At 71.4% G+C, this 21,459-nt stretch carries 16 protein-coding genes; 7 read left to right on the top strand and 9 right to left on the bottom strand.

The window, feature by feature from the left end; all coding sequences use genetic code 11:
* Positions 1-9: 9 nt before the first annotated feature.
* The gene (locus M8H82_RS05305; protein ID WP_250071240.1) at positions 10-1,575 is read right to left on the bottom strand and encodes an acyl-CoA carboxylase subunit beta; all 1,566 of its coding nucleotides are present in this window, start codon (positions 1,573-1,575) and stop codon (positions 10-12) included.
* Between the two features lie 252 nt (positions 1,576-1,827).
* Here M8H82_RS05305 and M8H82_RS05300 point away from each other — a divergent pair, with 252 nt between their 5' ends.
* Positions 1,828-2,091 carry a hypothetical protein gene (locus M8H82_RS05300; protein ID WP_250071239.1) on the top strand — a complete coding sequence of 88 codons (264 nt, stop codon included), beginning with the start codon at positions 1,828-1,830 and terminating at the stop codon, positions 2,089-2,091.
* 457 nt (positions 2,092-2,548) lie between these two features.
* On the opposite strand, the gene M8H82_RS05295 is transcribed toward M8H82_RS05300, so the two are convergent.
* Genes M8H82_RS05295 through M8H82_RS05280 form a run of 4 tightly spaced genes read right to left on the bottom strand, consistent with a single transcriptional unit; the run spans position 2,549 to position 6,748 of the window.
* Positions 2,549-3,433 carry an aromatase/cyclase gene (locus tag M8H82_RS05295; protein WP_250071238.1) on the bottom strand — a complete coding sequence of 295 codons (885 nt, stop codon included), beginning with the start codon at positions 3,431-3,433 and terminating at the stop codon, positions 2,549-2,551.
* A gap of 26 nt (positions 3,434-3,459) precedes the next feature.
* Positions 3,460-4,269, bottom strand: coding sequence for an SDR family NAD(P)-dependent oxidoreductase (locus tag M8H82_RS05290; RefSeq protein ID WP_250071237.1), 810 nt, complete (start codon positions 4,267-4,269; stop codon positions 3,460-3,462).
* Entirely contained in the window at positions 4,266-5,492 is a 1,227-nt protein-coding gene (locus M8H82_RS05285; protein WP_250071236.1) for a beta-ketoacyl synthase N-terminal-like domain-containing protein, read from the bottom strand. The genes M8H82_RS05290 and M8H82_RS05285 overlap by 4 nt, the downstream gene beginning before the upstream one ends.
* Positions 5,489-6,748: a beta-ketoacyl synthase gene (locus M8H82_RS05280; RefSeq protein WP_250071235.1), complete on the bottom strand. Its 1,260-nt coding sequence runs from the start codon at positions 6,746-6,748 to the stop codon at positions 5,489-5,491. The genes M8H82_RS05285 and M8H82_RS05280 overlap by 4 nt, the downstream gene beginning before the upstream one ends.
* Before the next feature lie 193 nt (positions 6,749-6,941).
* On the opposite strand from M8H82_RS05280, the gene M8H82_RS05275 reads away from it, so the two are divergent.
* Genes M8H82_RS05275 through M8H82_RS05250 form a run of 6 tightly spaced genes read left to right on the top strand, consistent with a single transcriptional unit; the run spans position 6,942 to position 14,333 of the window.
* The gene (locus M8H82_RS05275) at positions 6,942-8,825 is read left to right on the top strand and encodes a 2-oxoacid:acceptor oxidoreductase subunit alpha (RefSeq protein WP_250071449.1); all 1,884 of its coding nucleotides are present in this window, start codon (positions 6,942-6,944) and stop codon (positions 8,823-8,825) included.
* The gene (locus M8H82_RS05270; RefSeq protein ID WP_250071234.1) at positions 8,815-9,828 is read left to right on the top strand and encodes a 2-oxoacid:ferredoxin oxidoreductase subunit beta; all 1,014 of its coding nucleotides are present in this window, start codon (positions 8,815-8,817) and stop codon (positions 9,826-9,828) included. The genes M8H82_RS05275 and M8H82_RS05270 overlap by 11 nt, the downstream gene beginning before the upstream one ends.
* Before the next feature lie 35 nt (positions 9,829-9,863).
* Positions 9,864-11,180 (top strand): cation:proton antiporter, encoded by a 1,317-nt coding sequence (locus M8H82_RS05265; RefSeq protein ID WP_250071233.1) that lies wholly within the window; start codon positions 9,864-9,866, stop codon positions 11,178-11,180.
* 20 nt (positions 11,181-11,200) lie between these two features.
* Positions 11,201-12,337 carry an acyl-CoA dehydrogenase family protein gene (locus M8H82_RS05260; protein WP_250071448.1) on the top strand — a complete coding sequence of 379 codons (1,137 nt, stop codon included), beginning with the start codon at positions 11,201-11,203 and terminating at the stop codon, positions 12,335-12,337.
* Positions 12,334-13,815 carry an amino acid adenylation domain-containing protein gene (locus tag M8H82_RS05255; protein ID WP_250071232.1) on the top strand — a complete coding sequence of 494 codons (1,482 nt, stop codon included), beginning with the start codon at positions 12,334-12,336 and terminating at the stop codon, positions 13,813-13,815. Before M8H82_RS05260 ends, M8H82_RS05255 begins: the two co-directional genes overlap by 4 nt.
* The gene (locus M8H82_RS05250) at positions 13,815-14,333 is read left to right on the top strand and encodes a flavin reductase family protein (protein ID WP_250071231.1); all 519 of its coding nucleotides are present in this window, start codon (positions 13,815-13,817) and stop codon (positions 14,331-14,333) included. Before M8H82_RS05255 ends, M8H82_RS05250 begins: the two co-directional genes overlap by 1 nt.
* A 143-nt stretch (positions 14,334-14,476) precedes the next feature.
* Here the strand turns inward: M8H82_RS05250 and M8H82_RS05245 are convergent, their stop codons facing one another.
* From M8H82_RS05245 to M8H82_RS05230, 4 genes are all read right to left on the bottom strand, one after another.
* Positions 14,477-16,162 (bottom strand): hypothetical protein, encoded by a 1,686-nt coding sequence (locus tag M8H82_RS05245; RefSeq protein ID WP_250071230.1) that lies wholly within the window; start codon positions 16,160-16,162, stop codon positions 14,477-14,479.
* A 115-nt stretch (positions 16,163-16,277) separates the two neighbouring features.
* Positions 16,278-17,936, bottom strand: coding sequence for an NAD(P)/FAD-dependent oxidoreductase (locus tag M8H82_RS05240; protein ID WP_250071229.1), 1,659 nt, complete (start codon positions 17,934-17,936; stop codon positions 16,278-16,280).
* A gap of 23 nt (positions 17,937-17,959) precedes the next feature.
* Entirely contained in the window at positions 17,960-19,711 is a 1,752-nt protein-coding gene (locus M8H82_RS05235; RefSeq protein WP_250071228.1) for an NAD(P)/FAD-dependent oxidoreductase, read from the bottom strand.
* 179 nt (positions 19,712-19,890) lie between these two features.
* Entirely contained in the window at positions 19,891-21,393 is a 1,503-nt protein-coding gene (locus M8H82_RS05230) for an FAD-dependent monooxygenase (RefSeq protein ID WP_250071227.1), read from the bottom strand.
* Between the last annotated feature and the right edge of the window lie 66 nt (positions 21,394-21,459).

The raw sequence follows: 21,459 nt of genomic DNA, 5'->3' as shown, positions 1-21,459 counted from the left end.
GGTCCTCGGTCACTGGGGCTGGTTCCCGTGCTTGCGGGACGGGCGCTCGGCGTGCTTGCGGCGCAGGGTGCGCAGCGCGTCGATGAGCCGGGCGCGGGTGTCCGCGGGGTCGATGACGTCGTCCACCAGGCCGCGTTCGGCCGCGTAGTACGGGTGCATCAGCTCCGAGCGGTACTCCTTCACCAGCTGCTCGCGCGTCGCCTGCGGATCGTCCGAGGCCGCGATCTCACGCCGGAAGACGACGTTCGCCGCGCCCTCCGCGCCCATCACCGCGATCTCGTTGACCGGCCAGGCCAGGGAGACGTCACAGCCGATGGACCGGGAGTCCATGACGATGTACGCGCCGCCGTACGCCTTGCGCATGATGAGCTGGACCCGGGGCACGGTCGCGTCGCAGTACGCGTACAGCAGCTTCGCGCCGTGCCGGATGATGCCGCCGTGCTCCTGGCCGACGCCGGGCAGGAACCCGGGCACGTCGACCAGCGTGACCAGCGGGATGTTGAAGGAGTCGCAGAACCGCACGAACCGCGCCGCCTTCTCGGAGGCCGCGATGTCCAGCGCACCGGCCTGCACCATGGGCTGGTTGGCGACGATGCCGGTGACGTCGCCGCCCATCCGGACCAGCGCGCAGACCACGTTGCGGGCCCAGTTCTCGTGGACCTCGAAGAGGAAGCCGTCGTCGACGATCTCCTCGATGACGTCCCGGACGTCGTAGGAGGCGCGCGGGTCGGCCGGGACCATGTCCAGCAGCGCCTCGGTGCGCCGGTCGACCGGGTCGGACTCGGCGACGGACGGGGCGAGTTCGCGGTTGTTGGCGGGGAGCAGGGAGAGCAGGAAGCGGACGTTCTCCAGGCACTCCTCCTCGTCGTCGAAGACCGCGTGGGCCACGCCGGAGGCGGTGGAGTGCGGGTCGGCGCCGCCGAGCCCGTCCATGGTGATCTCCTCGCCGGTCACTGCCTGGACGACGTCGGGGCCGGTGATGAACATCTGCGAGGTGCCGCGCACCATGAACACGAAGTCGGTGAGGGCCGGCGAGTAGGCCGCGCCGCCCGCACACGGGCCCATGATGACGCTGATCTGCGGGATCACCCCGGAGTTGCGTACATTGCGGGAGAAGATGCCGCCGTACCCGGCGAGCGCGGTGACGCCCTCCTGGATCCGGGCGCCGGCGCCGTCGCACAGGCCGATCACCGGGGCGCCGGCCGCCGTGGCCAGATCCATCAGCTTGTGTATCTTCTGGGCGTGCGCCTCGCCGAGCGCGCCGCCGAAGATCCGGAAGTCATGGGCGTAGACGAAGGCGGTACGGCCGTTGATGCGGCCCCAGCCGGTGATCACGCCGTCGGTGTGCGGCCGGCGGGCCTCCAGGCCGAAGCCGGTCGCCCGGTGCCGTCGAAGGCCCTCGGTCTCGGTGAACGTGCCCTCGTCGAAGAGCAGATCGATCCGTTCGCGTGCGGTCAGCTTCCCCTTGGCGTGCTGTGCCTGGGTCGCCCGCTCCGAGGGACCGCGGCGCACCGACTCGCGCAGTTCGTTGAGTTCGGCAGTCCGTTCCCGGAGTGGAGGTGGAAAGCGGTCCATTGACGCTCCTCACAGGTCGTCAAGAGGCTGGTTCAGCCCGTTTTCGGAACGCGTGGGCGACAGAGTGCGTCGCGGAGCTGGAGAGCCGGTGGAGTGTGGCTTAAATGCCACCACGCGTACCTGGGCCCGAAGACTGGCAGCGCCTGCTCAGTCGGCCGTCGAGCCGCACTCGACGAGGGGGCGGATGCCGCGGGCGGGGGTGTTGGGGGCTGGGGTGGCGGAGGGCTGGGGGCGCGGGCGAGCGTGCGGGTCGTGGTGAACGTGTGCCCGGCCGGGCGGCGGGCCAGTGCCGGCGCCCGGGCCGCCCGTCGCGCTGTTGCGGTGTCCGCGGGCGCCGTGCGGCGCTACGGCAGGCTGGATGTGCTGGTGCACTTCCCGGGCGTGCCCGGCACGGGACCGCGCCAGGGCGCCGAGGTGCGGCGGGAGTTCTGCGGGGTCGACGTCGACGACGTCGGGACTCGGCAGCTACGCCTGGCCGCGCTGCCGCGGGCGTGCGGGCGGGCCGGGCGTGGTTGACGCGGGCCGGTGGCCGACGGGCCGGCAGGCCGGGGGCCGATGCCCCGTGCCGGGGAGGCAGCCAGCGGCCCTGTGTCACCTGGCGCGTCCCCGACGGGCGGGGCCAGGCCGACGGGCGGCAGGCCGGGGGCCGGTACGCCACGCCGTGAGCCGAGCGGCAGCCTCGAGCAGCCCGACACCACTGCGTCAGGGAAGCGGGTGGCGGCCCTGTGTCACCTGGCGCGTCCCCGACGGGCGGGGCCAGGCAGATGGGCGGGGGCCGGTGACCCGTGTCAGGGAGGCAGGTGGCGGCTCTGAAGCAGCTGACGTGTCTCCCGGTGGTCCGGTGGTCGACGGGAGGGGACGACACTGCGGTACTGGGCCCGCGCCGCCTCCACGGGCAGCGGCCAAGCGCCCTGGACGTCCGCGCAGGGTGGCCGCACCCCGTGGCGTGGGGTGCGGCCACCGGCGGGAGACGCTAGGCGCGGCGTGTCTCCGCGTACTCCTTGGCTCGGCGCAGGGTCACCCTGCTGTTCGTGCCCAGCGTGCCCCGCACCGCCTCGCGCACCTTGGGGTCCGCCAGGATCACGCTGTGCCGGGAGGTGGCCAGCGTCGTGCCGTCCGGCAGCCGGTCGAGGCGCCACTCCCCGGTGTGGGCGACCAGGACCGTGGGCGTGCGGAGCTGCTTGTAGACGATGCTGCCGCTCTCGGGCCGGCACACCCGCACCGACTCACCGGCGTGCAGCGTGCCGTCGGGGCCCCGGGTTTCCATCGCCACCCGCTGGATGCCCGGCGCCTCCTCGGTGAGCTCCAGCGAGGCCACGTGCGGCAGCCGGTCCGGCCAGCGGCCGGCCTCGTACAGGAAGCCGTAGACCACCTCCGGCGGCGCGGCGATGCGCAGGCCGTCCTCGAAGACGTACGGCGTCCTCGGCTTCTCGGCGGCGATCCGCACCCCGGCCAGCTCGGCCGGGCTGTTCTGGTGCAGGGCGTGCAGCACGAAGTGCTCGTCGGTGAACGCCTGGAACTCGTGGTGCAGCTCGAGCAGCGTCTCCCCGCCGCCGATGTCCTTGGCCACCCAGCGTCCGCTCATCGACGTCAGCGGCGCGGCCGGCTCCAGCTGGCGGAAGTCGACGCTCAGCGCGTGCGGGTCGAGGGTCCGTTCGGAGGTCCAGCTGCGGATCTGCGAGCCCGCGAACGCCCAGATGCGGATGCGTTCGCGGCCCTCCGTGCGCGGCGAGCCCTCGACGTACTCGGTGTGGATGTTCGGTTCGAACATCAGCGGCCAGACGGTCACATCGGCGACGAGCGCGTGGACGGCCTGCGCGGGCGCCGCGATCCGGGTGGTGTGGACGGTGTTCGGCATGCCGGTTCCCTCGGTGTCAGTGACGGTCAGTGACTTACCAGGCCGCCGCAGACATTGATCGCCTGGGCCGTGATGGCCGCGGCGTGGTCGCCGACCAGGTGGCCGACCATGCCCGCGACCTCCTCCGTGGTGGTGCGACGGCCCAGCGGGATCGTGGGGTCGAAGCGCCGGTCCGGCGGCACCCCCGCGGCCGGTGGGCCGTGGACGTAGCCGGGGCACACGGCGTTGACGGTGACGCCGGTCGCGGCGAGCTCCAGGCCAAGGGCCTTGGTGAAGCCGACCACGGCGTGCTCGGAGGCGGAGCACGGGGCGCCGCGGACGACGCCCTGTTTCCCGGCGGTGGAGGCGATGGTGACGATCCGCCCCCAGCCGCGGCCGACCGCGCCGCCCTGGCGGAGCATCTCGCGGGTGACGCGGAAGACGCTGTTGAGGTTGGTCTCGATGATGTCGAGCCAGAGCTCGTCGGTGAGTTCGGCGGTGACTCCCCCGCCGTCGCGGCCCGAGTTGTTGACGAGGACGTCGAGCCGGCCGTGACAGGCGACGGCGGCCTCGGCCAGTTCGGCGGCGGCCCGGGGGTCGCGTACGTCGGCGGCCATGCCGTCCGCCTTCACGCCCTTGGCGCGCAGCGCGGCGACGGTCTCGGCGACCGCACCGGCGTCCCGCGCGCAGACGTACAGGTCGAAGTCGTCCTCGGCGAGGCGTGCGGCGACGGCCCGTCCGATACGGCCGGTCGCGCCGGTCACCAGCGCGGTGCGGTGCGGCCGGTCGCGGCCCCGCGGGTCGCCGCCGCCCAGTGCGCCCGCCCAGGAGCCGGGCACGGCCCTGCCCATCGTCATCGCACGACCACCGCGGCCGAGTTGAACCCGCCGTGGCCGCGCGCCAGCACCAGCACGGCGCGCAGGTCGACCGGGCGGGGGGCGCCGGTGACCAGGTCGAGGTGCCAGTCGTCCTTGGGCCGGTCCACGTGCACCGCCGCCGGCAGCACGCCCTCGCGCAGCGCCAGCAGCGCCGCCACCAGGTCGAGCGTGGAGCCGCCGGCGCCGATCCGTCCGGTCATCGTCTTGGGCACGGCGACCGGGACGCCGTACGGCCCGAAGAGGGCTTCGATCACCTCGGCCTCGGCCTCGTCCAGCGCGGGCACCCCGGAGGCGTCCGCGAAGACGGCGTCGATGTCGTCCGGGGTCAGCCCGGCGTCGGCGAGCGCGAGCCGGGCCGCGAGGCCGAGGTTGCCGGGGCCGGTCGGCGGATCGAAGGCGGCGGCGTACCCGGCGACCTCGCCGAGCACCTGCGCGCCCCGCTGCTCGGCGGCCGACCGCTCCTCCAGCACGACGTAGGCGGCGCCCTCGCCGGGGACGTACCCGGAGGCCTCGGGGTGGAAGGGCAGGTAGGCGCGGGCCGGGTGGCGGTGCGGGCTGACCTGCCCGGTGGCGAGGTGGCCCGCCCAGCCCAGCGGGCACAGTGCCGCGTCGGAGCCGCCGGCCAGCAGCACCCGGGTGCCGTCGCCGAGCCGCCGCCGGGCCTGGCCCACCGCGTCCAGCCCCCCGCACTGCTCGGTGACGAGGGTGCCGCTGGGGCCGCGCATGCCGTGCCGGATGGAGACCTGGCCGGTGCAGGCGGCGTAGAACCAGGCGAAGGACTGGTAGGCGCTGACGCTGTCGCTGCCGGTGCGCCACAGGGCGCCCATCTCGTGCTGCCCGAACTCGTAGCCGCCGGCCGAGCTGGCGGTGAACACACCGGCGCCGTACTCCTCCAGCACGGCGGGGTCGACGCCGGCGTCGTCCAGGGCCTCGGCGGCTGCGGCGAGCGCGAGCCGGGTGAAGCGGGCGGTCTGCGGCAGCAGCCGGCTGGGCACGTGCTGTTCGGCCACGAAGGAGGCGACCTCACCGGCGACCGGGACACGGTCGACGGGCGCGTCGCGGGCCGGGCGCAGGGCGCTGACCCCGCGCAGGGTCGCCTGCCACCAGGCCTGGGTGCCGACGCCGTTGGGGGCGACGACACCGAGTCCGGTGACGGCCGCGCGCACCCGGGCGGGCGGGGCCGGGGCGGGTTCGGGGGTCATGCGGGCTTCCTCAGGACGAGGGCGCTCTGCAGGCCCCCGAAGCCGCTGCCCACGCTGAGGACCGTACGGAGGGGCTGAGTCCGCGCGGTCAAGGGCACGTAGTCGAGATCGCATTCCGGGTCCTGGGTGTGGAGGTTCGCGGTCGGCGGGACGGCGCCGTGCTCCAGGGCCAGGGCGCAGGCGGCCGCCTCCAGGGAGCCGATGGCGCCCAGCGAGTGGCCGATCATCGACTTGATGGAGCTGACCGGTACGTCGTAGGCGTGCGACCCGAGGCCGATCTTCAGCGCGTTGGTCTCGTGGACGTCGTTCTGCCGGGTCCCGGAACCGTGGGCGTTGACGTAGTCGACGGCGTCGGCGGGCAGCCGGGCCTCGTCCAGGGCGGCGCGGACGGCGGCGGCGAGTTCGGTGCCGTCGGGGCGCAGTCCGGTCATGTGGAAGGCGTTGCCGCGGGTGGCGAACCCGGCGATCTCGGCGTAGACGTGCGCGCCGCGGCGGCGGGCGTGCTCCTTCTCCTCCAGGACGAGGACGGCGCCGCCCTCGCCGAGCACGAACCCGTCGCGGTCGCGGTCGAAGGGCCGGCACGCCTCGGCGGGGTCGTCGCCCGCGTACGGCGTGGTGGCCTTGATGGCGTCGAAGGAGGCCGCGGTGATGGCGCACACGGGCGCCTCGGCGGCCCCGGCGAGCATCACGTCGGCCGATCCCTCGGCGATGATCCCGGCGGCGTGGCCGAGGGCGTCGAGCCCGGAGGTGCAGCCGGTGGAGACCATCGCGACCGGGCCCTGCGCGGCGACGGTCCAGGCGACCTCGCGGGCGAGCGCGCTCGGCACCGTGTAGTCGTACAGCTGCGGCACGGCATAGCGGGTGTCGGTGCGCCAGTCGCGGCCCTCGTCGCTGAGCAGCGGGTAGGCCGCGTCCAGGCTGGTGGCCGCGCCGACCGCGCAGCCGATGCTGACGCCGGTGCGCAGCGGGTCCAGGCCACCGAGCGCCAGGCCGCTGTCCGCGACCGCCTCCCAGGCGCTGACCACGGCGAACTGCGCCGAGCGGTCCATGCGGTGGATCTCCCGGACCCCGAGTCCCGCGGCCGCGGGGTCGAAGTCGACCTCGGCGGCGACCCGGGAGCGGTAACCGGAGGCGTCGAAGAAGGTGATGTGCCGGGTCGCGGCCCGGCCGCCGGTGAGCAGCTCCCAGTAGTCCTTGGTGCCGATGCCTCCGGGGGCGACCACACCCAGCCCCGTGATCACTGCGCGTCGGGTCATGCGGCGATGGTCGGCGCGCCGGCTCAAGGGGTGGTGGAGGGGTGCCCGACCTGGCCGACGGGCGTATGTCGGCACGCTCCCCGGTGCACCGCTTCTTGACCACCCCTCTAGGCGACCTACCGACACTGCAACCGCCGTGGGCACCCCCCGAGAGAGAGGTAGAGGCTCGGTGACTGCAGCTCCTCACCCCAGCATCCATCCACCGGCGGCCTCGGACGCTTCCTCGCGGACCGAGCGGCTGTCCCGTGTGGTCATCCGGTTCGCGGGCGACTCCGGAGACGGCATGCAGCTGACGGGTGACCGATTCACGTCGGAGACCGCCTCGTTCGGCAACGACCTGTCGACGCTGCCGAACTTCCCCGCCGAGATCCGTGCCCCCGCCGGCACCCTGGGCGGCGTCTCCTCCTTCCAGCTGCACTTCGCGGACCACGACATCCTCACGCCCGGCGACGCCGTGGACGTGCTGGTGGCGATGAACCCGGCGGCGCTGAAGACCAACCTGGCCGACCTGCGCCCGGGCGGTGAACTCCTCGTCAACAGCGACGAGTTCGACCCCCGTGCACTGACCAAGGCCGGGTACGCCGGCTCCCCGCTGGAGGACGACTCGCTCCAGGGCTACCGGCTGCACCCGGTGCCGCTGACCAGCCTCACCGTCGAGGCGCTCAAGGAGTACGGGCTGTCCCGCAAGGAGGCCCAGCGCGCCAAGAACATGTTCGCGCTCGGTCTGCTGTCCTGGATGTACCACCGGCCGACCGAGGGCACCGAGCGGTTCCTGCGGACGAAGTTCGCCAAGAAGCCGGAGATCGCGGCGGCCAACGTGGCCGCGTTCAAGGCCGGCTGGAACTTCGGCGAGACGACGGAGGACTTCGCGGTCTCCTACGAGATCGCCCCGGCGGCGAACACGTTCCCGTCCGGCACCTACCGCAACATCTCCGGCAACATCGCCCTGTCCTACGGACTGCTCACCGCGGCCCGGCAGGCGGACCTGCCGCTCTTCCTCGGTTCCTACCCCATCACCCCGGCGTCCGACATCCTGCACGAGCTGAGCCGGCACAAGAACTTCGGGGTCCGGACCTTCCAGGCGGAGGACGAGATCGCGGCGGCGGGCGCCGCGCTCGGCGCGGCGTTCGGCGGCTCACTGGCGGTGACCTCCAACTCGGGTCCCGGGATGGCGCTCAAGAGCGAGACGATCGGTCTGGCCGTCGCCCTGGAACTGCCCATGGTCATCGTCGACATCCAGCGCGGCGGCCCCTCCACGGGCCTGCCGACCAAGACCGAGCAGGCCGACCTGCTCCAGACGATGTACGGGCGCAACGGCGAGGCGCCGGTGCCGATCGTGGCGCCGCAGACACCCGCCGACTGTTTCGACGCGGCGCTGGAAGCGGTCCGCATCGCCCTGACCTACCGCACTCCGGTGTATCTGCTCAGCGACGGCTACCTGGCCAACGGCGCCGAGCCGTGGCGGATCCCCGAGCTGCACGAACTGCCGGACCTGCGGGTGAACTTCGCCGACGGGCCCAACCACACGCTGGAGGACGGCACCGAGGTCTTCTGGCCGTACAAGCGCGACCCGCTGACCCTGGCCCGCCCCTGGGCGATCCCGGGCACCCCGGGTCTCGAGCACCGCGTCGGCGGCATCGAGAAGCAGGACGGCACGGGCAACATCTCCTACGACCCGGCCAACCACGACTTCATGGTGCGCACCCGGCAGCGGAAGATCGACGGCATCTGGGTGCCGGACGTGGAGGTCGACGACCCGCACGGCGCCGACACCCTGGTCCTGGGCTGGGGTTCGACCTACGGCCCGGTCACCGCGGCGGTGCGCCGGCTGCGCACCGACGGGGAGCGGATCGCGCAGGCGCATCTGCGTCATCTCAGCCCGTTCCCGCGCAATCTCGGCGAGGTCCTCGGGAGCTACCGGCGGGTCGTGGTCCCCGAGATGAACCTCGGCCAGCTCGCGGGCCTGCTGCGTGCCCGGTACCTGGTCGACGTACGCAGCCACACCCAGGTGAGCGGCATGCCCTTCAAGGCGGAGCAGCTCGCCTCGGTCCTGAAGGAGGAGATCCATGCCGGCTGACCTGCTCGCCCGTGACTTCAAGTCCGACCAGGAGGTGCGCTGGTGCCCCGGGTGCGGTGACTACGCGATCCTCGCGGCCGTGCAGGGCTTCATGCCCGAACTGGGGGTGGCACGGGAGAACATCGTCTTCATCTCCGGGATCGGCTGCTCCTCGCGCTTCCCGTACTACATGAACACCTACGGCATGCACTCCATCCACGGCCGGGCCCCGGCGATCGCCACCGGTCTGTCCGTGACCCGGCCCGATCTGAGCGTGTGGGTGGTGACCGGGGACGGCGACGCGCTGTCCATCGGCGGCAACCACCTGATCCACGCCCTGCGCCGCAATGTGAACCTCAAGATCCTGCTGTTCAACAACCGCATCTACGGCCTGACCAAGGGCCAGTACAGCCCGACCAGCGAGGTCGGGAAGATCACCAAGTCGACACCGATGGGCTCGCTCGACGCGCCCTTCAACCCGGTGTCGCTGGCCCTCGGCGCCGAGGCCACCTTCGTGGCCCGGACCGTCGACTCCGACCGCAAGCACCTCACCGAGGTGCTGCGCGCCGCCCATGAGCACCCGGGCACCGCGCTGGTGGAGATCTACCAGAACTGCAACATCTTCAACGACGGCGCCTTCGACGTCCTGAAGGACAAGCAGCAGGCACAGGAGTCGGTGATCCGGCTGGAGCACGGCCGGCCCGTCCGCTTCGGTGCGGGCGGTGCCAAGGGGGTCGTCCGCGACCCGGCCACCGGCGATCTGGAGGTGGTCGACGTGACCGACGCGAACGAGGACCGCGTCCTCGTCCACGACGCCCGCTCGGCCTCCCCGACCACCGCCTTCGCGCTGTCCCGGCTCGCGGATCCGCAGACCTTGCACCACACGCCGATCGGGGTCTTCCGGGACGTCGAACGGCCGGTCTACGACCGGGAGCTGGCCGACCAACTGGAAGCCGCGGTCGAACAGAACGGCAAGGGCGACCTCGCGGCCGTCCTCGCCGGCAGCGACACATGGAGCCGCTGATCCGTTCCCGCCCCACCCGTTCATAAGGAGACCCAGTGAGCTCACTCGCTGCCGCCAACTCAGAGTGGCTGACCACAACAGTGATCGGTGGCGTCGCGCTGACGTTGTTGGTGGGCGTCGCCTTCGCCATCGGTGCCCGCCGCATACGACAGCCCGCGGTCGTCGGTGAGATCGCCGCGGGCATCTGCCTGGGCCCCAGCCTGCTCGGTCTGCTGCCAGGAGATCTGCCGGAGAAGTTCTTCCCGCTCGAGGCACGGGCCCATCTGGGCACCGCGGCCCAGATCGGCCTCATCCTGTTCATGTTCGTCATCGGCTGGGAGTTCGACGGCACGAGCTTCAGCGGACGCCGCAAGTCCACCGGCATCATCTGGCTGAGTTCGATCGCCTGCCCGCTCGCCCTGGGCATGGGCCTGGCCGCGCTGATCTACGGCACCTACGGGACCGTGAACGGCAAAGAGACCGGGATGTTCGAGTTCACCCTCTATCTCGGCGTGGCGATGTCGATCACGGCCTTCCCGGTGCTGGCCCGCATCGTCGCCGACCAGGGCCTGCAGTTCAGCCGGCCCGGCGCGCTCTCCCTGGCGCTGGCGGCGGCCGACGACGTGCTGGCCTGGTGCATGCTCGCCCTGGTCGTGGCGCTGGTGACGGCCTCCGGCACGGGCGCGTTCATCACGATGCTGCTGTGGTCGCTGGTGTACGTCGCCGGGATGCTCTGGATCGTCAAGCCGCTGCTCGCCAAGGTGTCCGCCAAGCTGCCGCGGTCGGCGGGGCCCTACATCATGGTCTTCGCCGCGTGCGGTGCCTTCGGCTCCGCCTGGCTCACCTCGGAGATCGGCATCCACGCCATCTTCGGCGCGTTCTTCTTCGGTCTGGTCATGCCGCGCGACCGCATGATGATGCAGTCGGCCTTCGGCCCGATGGAGAGCGCCAGCAAGCTGCTGCTGCCCCTGTTCTTCGTCGTGACCGGCCTGTCCGTCGACCTCACCACGATGACCGGCCAGGGTCTGCTCGTGATGCTGGCCGTGATCGCGGTGGCCTGCCTCGGCAAGCTCGGCGGCGTGGCCATCCCGGCCAAGCTGACCGGGATGAACTGGCGGGACGCCACCACGCTCGGGCTGCTGATGAACACCCGCGGTCTGACCGAGCTGGTGATCCTCAACGTCGGTCTGCAACTGGGCCTGCTCAGCATCGAGCTGTTCAGCGCGATGGTCATCATGGCGCTGGTCACGACCGCGATGGCCGCGCCGCTGCTGTCCGCCCTGCTGGCCCGGCCCAACGAGCGCGCCCACGAGGAGCTGCTGAAGTCCCGGCCCGCGGTCCAGCAGGACTCCGTGCTCACCTCCCCAAAGTGACTGAAAGGCAGGCATCCACCATGGACTTCGCCTGGACCGAGGAACAGAGGCAGGCGTACGACCGCACCCTGACCGCCGTACGCGAGGCGTTCCCCGCCAGTGACGGCACGGCCGGGTACTACGACCGCGGCGACTGGACGCAGCTGGGGAAGCTGGGCCTGCTGGGGCTCTCCGTGCCCGCGGAGTACGGCGGTGGCGGGCTCGGTGCCCTGGACACCGCACGGCAGGTGGAGGCCCTCGGCCGCGGCTGCGACCGCACCGGGCTGGTCTTCGGCGCCTCGGCGCACCTGTTCGCCTGCGCCATGCCGATCGTCGACTTCGGCAGCCCGGCCCTCAAGTCCCGGATCCTGCCGGAGATGTGCTCGGGCGAGCTGATCGCCGGCAACGCCATGACGGAGGACGAGGCGGGTTCCGATGTCTCCCGTCTCGCCACGGTCGGCGAGCGCACGGACGGCGGCTGGATCCTCAACGGTGAGAAGAGTTTCGTCACCAACGGTCCGGCGGCGGACGTCTTCACGACGTACGCGACGACCGACCCGAAGGCGGGGTATCTGGGCGTCACCGGGTTCGTGGTGGAGCGCGGCGCCCCCGGTCTGACGATCGGGGAGCCCTTCGAGAAGATGGGGATGGCCCATGTCCCGGCCGGCCGGCTGACGTTCGAGAACTGCTTCGTGCCCGACGAGCAGGTCCTCGGCGAGGAAGGCCAGGGCGGCTTCATCTTCCAGCACTCGATGGGCTGGGAGCGGTGCTGCCTGTTCGCCGGCTTCCTCGGGCTCGCGGACCATCTGCTGGACCGGGCCGTCGAACACGCCCGGACCCGGCGGCAGTCGGGGCGCCGGATCTCCCAGTTCCAGGCCGTGTCGCACCGGATCGCGGACATGAAGCTGCGCACCGAGAGCGCCCGGCTGCTGCTGTACCGCGCCGCCTGGGAGATGGACCGCGGCGGCCCGGCCACCCTGTGGATCGCCCTGTCCAAGCTGGCGGTCTCCGAGGGGGTGGTCGCCACGGCGCTGGACACCATCCGGCTCTTCGGCGGTCGTGGCTACCAGCGCGCCGAGGGCATCGAGGCCGCCCTGCGGGACGCGGTGCCCTCCGTCATCTTCTCCGGCACATCGGACATCCAGCGCGACATCATCTCCAGGGAGCTGGGACTATGAGCACCAACGTCAGCCTGCACCGCCTGCTGTACGACTCCGCCCGGCGCAATCCGTACGCCGTGGCGGTGCACGGGGCGGACGGCCCCGTCGACTACCGGACGCTGGACCGCCGCGCGGACCGGTATGCCGCGGCTCTGCTGGAGAGCGGGGTGGGCGTCGGCGACCGGGTGATCATCTGGAGTCACAAGAGCGTCGACGCGATCGCCGTCATGCAGGCCGCGCTGCGCATCGGCGCCCTGTACGTGCCGGTCACCGGCTCCAACCCGCCGGCCCGGGTGGCCAGGATCGCGGCCGGCTGCGAGCCGAAGCTGGTCGTGGCCGACGCGGGCGGGGTGGAGCGGGCCCGGGCCGCGGAGTTCGACGCGGCGCCGCTGGCCGGCTTCGAGGAACTGTTCGGCCGGGCCGAGGACGGGGTGCGCCCGGCGCAGTACCGCAACGAGCCGGACGACCCGGCGTACATCCTCTACACCTCGGGCTCCACCGGTGAGCCCAAGGGCGTGATGATCAGCCACCGCAACGCGCTGGCCTTCGTGGACTGGGCGGTCGAGGAGCTCCAGCTCACCGTCTCCGACCGGCTGTCGAACCACGCGCCGTTCAACTTCGACCTCTCGGTGTTCGACCTGTACGGCGCCTTCGCCTCCGGCGCCTCGGTGCACCTGGTCCCCGAGGAACTGGCGTACGCCCCGCTGCAGCTGGCGGAGTTCATGCGGCAGCGGCTGATCACCGTCTGGTACTCGGTGCCGTCCGCGATCAGCCTGATGATGCGGGAGGGCGGTCTGCTGGACGGGCCTCCCCCGTCGTCGCTGCGGGTCTGCCTGTTCGCCGGCGAGCCGTTCGCCATCCACCACGTCCAGGAGCTGCGCAAGGCATGGCCCGGGGTGCGGCTGCTGAACTGGTACGGGCCGACCGAGACCAACGTCTGCACCTCCTACGAGGTCACCGAGGCCGACCTGAAGCGGGAGACCCCGCTGCCGATCGGCACGGCCTGCTCCGGCGACACCGTCACCCTGGACGGCCCCGAGGGCGGTGAGGGCGAGGTCGTGGTGACCGGCCCGACGGTGATGCTCGGCTACTGGGGGCGCGGCCCCCACGAGGGTGCGTACCGCACCGGTGACATCGCCCGGCTCGGGGCGGACGGAAACCTGGAGTACGTCGGACGCCGCGACCACATGGTGAAGGTGCGCGGCAACCGGATCGAGCTGGGCGAGATCGAGGCGGCCATCGGCACCCTCGAGTCCGTCGCCGAGGTGACGGTTCTGGTGATCGGCACCGGCCTCACGTCCCAACTGCACGCGGTCGTCGTCCCCTCGCCGGGACAGCGGCCCTCCCTGCTCGCCATCAAACGCCGCTGTGCGGAAAGGTTGCCCACCTATATGAACATCGACCGTTTGCACATCGCAGAGGATCTGCCGAGGACTCCCAACGGCAAGCTCCACCGGGCCGCGCTGGTCACGGCCGTCGAGGCGGGTGAGCTGTGATGCAGACCGCGATGCCCACCCTGGCCCAGTCCGTCGACATCCAGCTGTTCCGCACCGTCATGGCGTCCCTGGCCAGCGGGGTCTCCATCGTCACCACACTGGACAAGGAGGACGAGCCGCGCGGTCTGACCTGCTCCGCGGTGTGCAGTGTCTCCGTGGACCCGCCGCTGCTGCTGGCGAGCGTCAGCAACCGCAGCGGCACGCTCCGGGCGGTGCTGGACCGGGCCCAGTTCTCGGTCAACATCCTCGGTTCGCAGGGCCAGATGGCCTCGCAGCTGTTCGCCTCGGGCGCGACGGACAAGTTCGAGCGGGTCCGCTGGACCCCGGGCCCGGAGACGGGCACCCCGCTGCTGGCGGTCAACGTGGGGTACGCGGAGTGCGAGCTGCACGACGCGGTGGAGGCCGGCGACCACACCCTGCTGATAGGCCGGGTGGTGGGCGGCGGCACCGCGGAGGACCGCTTCCCGCTGACCTACTGGCGGGGCGCCTACGCCCGGCTCCTGCCCAACGCGGGCTAGGCACCGCGGCCCGGCTCCCCTTCCGGCCCGCCACCGAATCCGGTGGCGGGCTTCGGGCTGTCGGGGCAGGACCCCGGGCCGCACACACCACGGCGCCGCCCCCTGGTGAGGGGGCGGCGCCGCGGTGCGGGGAGGAGGTGCGGTCAGCGGGATGTCGCCGAGGTCACCGAGGTCACGTTGTCGCGGGTCAGCAGGCGGCGGAAGTCCGCGGGGGCCGAGGTCTTGACCCACCACAGCATCTTCAGGCGCTTGGGGATGGTGAAGTGGTAGACCTTCGCCTCGGGGTCGCCGAAGGCGTACAGCGGGGGCACGAACTTCTCCCGGCGCAGCTCGGCGAAGATGCCGTCGGCCGCCGGCGCGGCCGCGAGTTCACCGGCGCCCACCCGCTCGATCGTCCGCAGCGAGCGGTCGATGATGCCGCGCAGCCCTTCGGGTACGTGGAACCAGATGCCGCCCAGTTCGAAGCGCTCCACCGGCCTCCAGTCCCGGCCGCCGTGGCTCGCCTCGACGTCGAGACGGGCCCGCTTGAGCGAGAGGTCGGCGAGGATCTGCCACAGCAGCCAGACCCGGGAGTAGGCGTTCCAGAGCCGGAAGTCCTGGCTCGCGATGCGGGCGCCGGCCAGCCACCGGTCGTTGAAGGCGGCGAGCTCGTCCTGGAAGGCGGCGATGCGGGCGAAGGGCGCCGGCGAGAAGTCGTCGCGGCGCACCGCCGGGATCAGCGCCGTGGCCAGGGCGTGCACCATCTCCGCGGCCATGGTGACGTCCCGGGAGAGGAACATGTCGTTGCGCGCCGCGGTCCGCTCCAGCGCGAACCAGCGGTCGCCCTGGGTGCGGGCGGCGGTGCGCTGCCACAGCGGGGCGCTCGTCCAGGGCCGTACCGCCTGCGCGGAGGCGAACTGCCGGGCCAGGTCGGGGTACTGCTCGACCACGACCTGGAAGGCCTTCTCGGGGTCCTCCGGAAGGTGCTCCCAGCGGCCGGGGTCGAGGCTGAGCGTCACACCGGTGGCGGGGTTGTCGCCGTCGCGGTGGTTGTCGAAGCGGACGAGCTGGATCCAGCCGCCGTCGAAGATGTGGTGCACCGTGCCCTGGGACCAGGCGGTGGCGCGCGGATAGTCCGCGGCGTCGCGTATCTCCTCGAAGCGGGCGACGCCCGTCATGTGGGTGGCGATGACCCGGGAGCGCAGGGCGAGCCGCGGTTCGGCGTCGTCGCCGCCGTTGCGGGCCACCAGCGGGGAGTCGGGGCCGCTGACGTCCACGATGTAGCGGGCGCGCCACACATGGCCGTCGCTGGTCTCCACCCGGGCCCCGTCGGGATCGGTCCACGCGTCGGTGGCGTGCACGCCGTGCGGCAGGACGGCCGCGCCGTAGCGGTGGGCCAGGCGCACCGTGTACATGTCGACACTGCGGCGCTCCAGATGCCACTCCGCGTGCTCGCCGGGGACATTGAACTGGACGGCCTCGTCGGGTCGTTGCTCCTCCCCCCGACGGTGGTAGAGGAAGCCGAGGCTCTTCTTGATGCCGCTGTCCCGGCGGATGTCCTCGGGCAGGTCGGGGAAAAGGCCGAAGGCCGCGATCTCCGGGATGCCGAAGCGCTTGGCCAGCAGCAGGAAGACCTCGGCCGTGTAGGGGACCGTGGTCTCCCCGGAGGCCTCGGTCCGGTCGTGCGCGGCCGGTACGAGCAGGACCCGCACCCCCTGCTTGGACAGCACGGCGCCGAGCAGGCCTCCGGCGAGCGTGCCGCCGAGGATGGCCACGTCGTACTTCTCCGCGGGGTCGGGGGCCCGGGCGCTGCCCGGGTCGGGCAGTGCGGACGCCTGGGATTTCGTCACGCTCTCCTCCTGATGTCTGGCATGTCGTACGTGTACGGCGCGGGTTCGCCGTCACAGCCCTGTGGCCGACGGGACATCACGTCCCGTCGGCCGCGAGCGGGCCCCCTTCGCCCGCTCAGAAGATTCGCTTGCCCTTCACGAAGTGCTTGATCGCCTCGACCGCGGTGCCCACCATGTACGGCCGCATGTCCTCGGGCGCCTTGGTGCGGGACCAGATCAGCATGTTGCGCAGCCGCTTCGGACTCGGGTCGATGAACCGGGCGTCCGGGTCGGCGATCTGCAGCGACGGCGGGATCCAGTCGGCCTGGCGCAGCTTGGCGAACAGCCTGGCCGCGGCGTCCTGGGAGTCCATCTCCCCGGCGTCGACGGCCTCGCAGTAGTCGGCCATCTCGTCGAAGATCTGCCGGTACTCGGGCTTGTCCGGCCACCACAGGCCGGGGCTCGGTACGTCCTCCATCGCCTTCCAGATCTCCGGGTCGTTCTGCCGCCGGGCCTTGAGGTCCTCGTGGATGACGCGGAAGGCGCCGGGCAGGGAGCCGTAGCTCCAGATCCGGAAGACCGCGTTCCAGAGGTCGTAGTCCTGGAAGCTGATGAACGCGGAGTTGACCAGGCGGTCGTTGAAGTGGAGCAGGTTCTGCTCCAGCTTCTCGACGTACTCGAACTGCGCGGGGTCGAAGTCGTCCCGCTTCAGTGCCCGGATCAGCCGCCAGGCGAGCACGTTGAGGATCTCGGAGGTGTTGGACAGACCCCGCGAGAACAGCGGGTCGACGAAGCCGGCCGCGTGCGGCAGCAGGACCCAGCGCTCGCCGACGACCTGCTTGGACGAGTACTGCAGCCGGCCGGTGCTCACCCACGGGCGGACGCTGCGGGCGTTGGCCAGCTGCCGCTTGACCAGCGGGAACCGGTCGACGTGGTGCCAGAACTCCTCCTCGGCCGTCATGTCGCTGGGCTTGGGGTAGCGACGCGGGTCGAGCTGGAGGCCGACACTGCACAGCGGGTTGGTGCTCTTGGGGTGGTTGTCGAACGGGATGATCCAGAACCAGCCGCGGTCGAACATGTGGTGCATGGTGCCCTCGTGCCAGGGCCGCGGGGGCACGTCGTCCGGGCCCATGCGCGTGTGGTCGTCGACGCGGTCGACGTTGATCATGTGGGTGAAGATCGAGCGGGCGTGGTGCTTGAGCTTGCACGGCTCGTCACGCAGGCCCAGCTGTTCGGCGAGCGGGGAGCGGAATCCACTGCCGTCGACGACGAAGCGGGCCCGGTGAGTCGTACCGTCCTCACCGATGACCGTGACGCCGTCGTCGTCGAAGTCGACCTTGTCGACGCGGTAGTTCTGCAGGGCCTCGCAGCCGTACTTCAGGGCCACGTGGAAGAGGTACTGGTCGATGTCCTGGCGGAAGTAGTGGCTGGCCAGGTGGAGGACCTTCGGCAGCCGGAACTGGTTGATCTCCCGCGGGTCGGGCTCCTGGCCGTCGCGGTGGATCATGAAGCCGAAGTGCCGCTTCAGGCCGGAGGACGTGCTGATGTACTTGTTGCACTCCTCCAGGCTGCCGAGGTGGCCGATCTCCGGGACGCCGTAGCGGTGCGCGAGCATCCGTAAGTGGACCAGCGTGTAGCCGACGGTCGACTCGCCGATGGCGAACCGCGGGTGGGAGCCGGCGTCCATGAGCAGGACCTTGTTCCCGGCCTTGGCGAGGATCGCACCCAGGACGGAGCCGGCCAGGCCGGTGCCGAGGATGACGACGTCGTAGGTGTCGTTCGACTGCTGCTTCATCTCACTCCTCGTCTCGGTGGCCATCAGCTCGCGCTCGCGTTCCGCTGCTTGATGATCTTGCCGATCACCGGCCAGTACGCGGCCATGTGCTTGAGCTCCTCGGTGACCTTGAACTCCTCCTTGTCGAACCGCTTGCGCAGGAAGAGGGTCAGACCGTCGTAGACCAGCTCGCCGATCTCGTCCGGCGCGTCCTTCTTCGCCCACTGCAGCGTCTGCAGGACCTTGACGGTCGTGGCGTCCGTCCAGTGGTTGTCGGGGTCGGCGAGACCGAAGGCGGGGGGAACGAAGTCGGCCGCGCGCAGCTGCGCGAGGATCTCCTCGGAGGCGTCCCGCGGATCGACCTCCCCCTTCTGGACCTCCTGCACCAGGCTGCTGACGTTCTTCAGCAGCTGGCGGACCGGGGCGTAGTCGGGGATGGCGCCGTCGGGTGCCTGGCGCTCCAGCCGTTCGAGGCCGGCCGGGTCCCGGCGGTCCAGGTAGGTGGCGTAGGCCCGGTTGATCTCGAAGGTGGCGAGGATCTGGCCCAGCGACCACACCCGGAACCACGCGTTCCACAGGAACCAGCTGCCGAACGAGGTGTACGCGTTGGCCACCAGGTCGTCGTTGAAGTCGAGCAGGCCCTGCTCCAGCTCCTGGACGTACTCGAACCGCTCGACGGAGAAGTCGTCCTCCTTGATGGCGTCCAGCAGCCGCCAGCCCAGCGCGTGGATGATCTCCATGGTGTTGGAAAGGCCCCGCGAGAAGAGGGCGTCGACGAAACCGGCCGCGTGCGAGGTCAGGCACCAGCGGTAGCCGACGGTCTGCTTGGAGGAGTACTGCAGACGACCGGTACGCACCCAGTCGCGGGTCGCCACCGCGCCCTCGAACTGCGGGGCGATGTCGGGGAACTTGGCGATGAAGGCGCGGAACTCCTCTTCCGGGGAGAGGCCTTCGGGCACCGGGTGGACGCGCGGGTCCAGGTTGATGCCGACACTGCACAGCTGGCTGGTGGACAGCGGGTGGTTGTCGAAGGGGATGACCCACATCCAGCCGCCCTCGAAGAGGTGGTGGAGGGTGCCCTCGCTCCACGGGCTGGGGTTCTGGTGCGTGCCCTTGGGCAGCGTGTCCTCGTAGGGCTTCACGCCGATCATGTGCGTGAACAGCGAACGGGACTGGTGGCGCAGCCGGCTGGGCTCCTCGCGCACGCCGAACTTCTGGGCCAGCGGGGAGCGGTGGCCGCTCGCGTCCACCACGAACTTCACCCGCACCGGGTCGCCCTTGTCGGGGATGACCGTGACGCCGTCGTCGTCGATGTCGACGTCGACGATCTTCGTCTGCTGGCGGATGTCGGCGCCGTACTTGATGGCGACGTTCACCATCCAGGCGTCGGTGTCCTGGCGGAAGAAGTGGTTCTCGGTGTGCGTGATCTTCGGGATCGGGAACATGCTGGTTTCCAGCGGGTTCTGCCGCGCGCCCTCGCGGTGGTAGAGGAAGCCGAAGTTCCGCTTCACCCCGCAGTTGGTGGAGATCTTCGACTGCACGGCCTCGAAGGTCGTCAGCCACTTGATCTCGGGCACGTTGTACCGCTCACTGACCAGCCGCATCATCATGGACGTGTACGGAATGGTCGACTCACCGATGGCGAAACGGGGGTGCGTGCCGGCGTCGAGGACGAGCACCTTCGCACCGTTGCGCGCCAGGCACGCGGCCAGCGTCGTACCAGCAAGGCCGGATCCGAGAATGGCCACGTCGTACTGGGGTGCCGCCATCGGTTTTGGCGTGGTGGCAGGGGGCATCAGATCTCTCCTCAGTGGTCCCGGCATCCATTTCGGCACACCGTAGGAACGCCCGCTTGAGGCAGACTCGGCCACCGCTCAGGGCCACCGCTCAGGGCCACCACGCCCGGCCCGGCCGCTTCCCCGGCGTACCGCCGCCGTCGTGGGGCGGCGGCACGCCGGGTGGACCGGGCGGCCGGTCAGGCCTGGATCCAGCGGAGATAGGTGTTGGCCAGCTCGCCGAGGGCCCGCTCGCGGGTACCCGCCCAGGCGCAGTAGCCGTCGGGGCGGACCAGGATGACCTCGGGCTTGCGCCACTGTCCGGAGTCCGCCACGACCCGGCCGGTGAGCCGGACGAGGTTGCCGTCCGTCTCCGGCACCGACGGCAGCAGCGGGGATCCGGTACCGGAGTCGATCAGGACGAAGCCGCCCTGGCGCAGCGCCTCGTGGAGCCGCTGCGGGGTGCCGCCGCGTCCGGCGATCTTGAGGTCGGGGACCCGGGTGCCGACGAGGGGCGAGGCCCCGGCGGCCGCGGCCATCGACGGGTAGCTCGTGTAGATGCCCGACAGATGCCCGACCGCGGTCTGGTGGGTGAAGGGAACCCGGCTGGCCACGGTCATCACGGTCTTGCGCGCGATCCGCGCGGGCAGCTTGTCGGACGTCATCATGCGGGTGGCGATGTCCGTCACCTTGATCACGCCCTGGGAGACCCGGCGCCGCTCCTCCGCGAAGGTGTCGATGAGGTCGTCGGCGGACCGCCCCTTGACCACGGCGCTCAGCTTCCAGCCGAGGTTCATGGCGTCCTGGATGCCGAGGTTGAGGCCCTGGCCGCCGAGCGGGGAGTGGACGTGCGCGGCGTCACCGGCGATGACCATGCGGCCCTTGCGGTAGAACGAGGCCTGGCGCTCCTGGATGTGGAAGCGCGAGGTCCACAACGGCTCGCTGGGCCGCATGTCCCGGCCGAACAGCTTGCGCAGGGTCTGGTCGACCTCGGCGAGCGTGACCGGATTGTCGGACCAGGGCTTGTCCCGGTCGATGACGCCCATGCGGTACCAGCCGTTGCCGAAGTCGGTCGCCACCACGAGTCCGGCCCGGCCGACCCGGATCAGCAGCTGGTCGTCGAGCGGGGTGCCCAGCTTCACATCGGCGACGATGATCGTGTACGGGTAGGTCGCGCCGGTGAACTCGGCGCCCATGGCCTCCCGCACCCGGCTGCGCGAGCCGTCGCAGCCGACCAGCCAGGAGGCGGTCTCCTCCCACTCCCGGCCGTCCTGCTCCAGGGTGCAGGAGACGACCCGGCCGTCCTGCCGGCAGTCGGCGAGGGTGACCCCGCGGTCCACGACCACCCCGAGACCGGTGGCGCGCTTCTCCAGGATCTCCTCGGTCTCGCCCTGCGGGATGATGGTCAGCTGCCCGTAGTCGGTGGCGAGCCGGTTCATGTCGAAGAGCGAGTCGCCGAGCGACACCCGCACCCGCGGCACCGGGTTGGCGCGGGCCAGCACCTCTTCGGCCAGCCCGCGCATGTTCAGGACCTCCATGGTCCGTCCGTGCAGTCCGAGCGCCCGGGACTCCCTGGTGCGGTGTTCGCGGCGCTCGACGACCCGGCAGCTCACGCCGGCCATGGCCAGTTCCCCGGCCAGCATGAGACCGGTGGGGCCGGCACCGGCGATGATCACGTCGTACGCGGCGGTCTTCTTGTCCACAACGATGGCCTTTCTTGTCGGGTTGCCGCGGATGTGGCCGACGCGGCGGGGGCGGGGCAGGCGGCC

Origin of the sequence: Streptomyces sp. YS415 (genome assembly GCF_023544665.1) — a bacterium.
Lineage (GTDB): Bacteria > Actinomycetota > Actinomycetes > Streptomycetales > Streptomycetaceae > Streptomyces.
The sequence above is the reverse complement of the archived record's forward strand: the minus strand, read 5'-3'. Positions and strand labels throughout refer to the sequence as shown.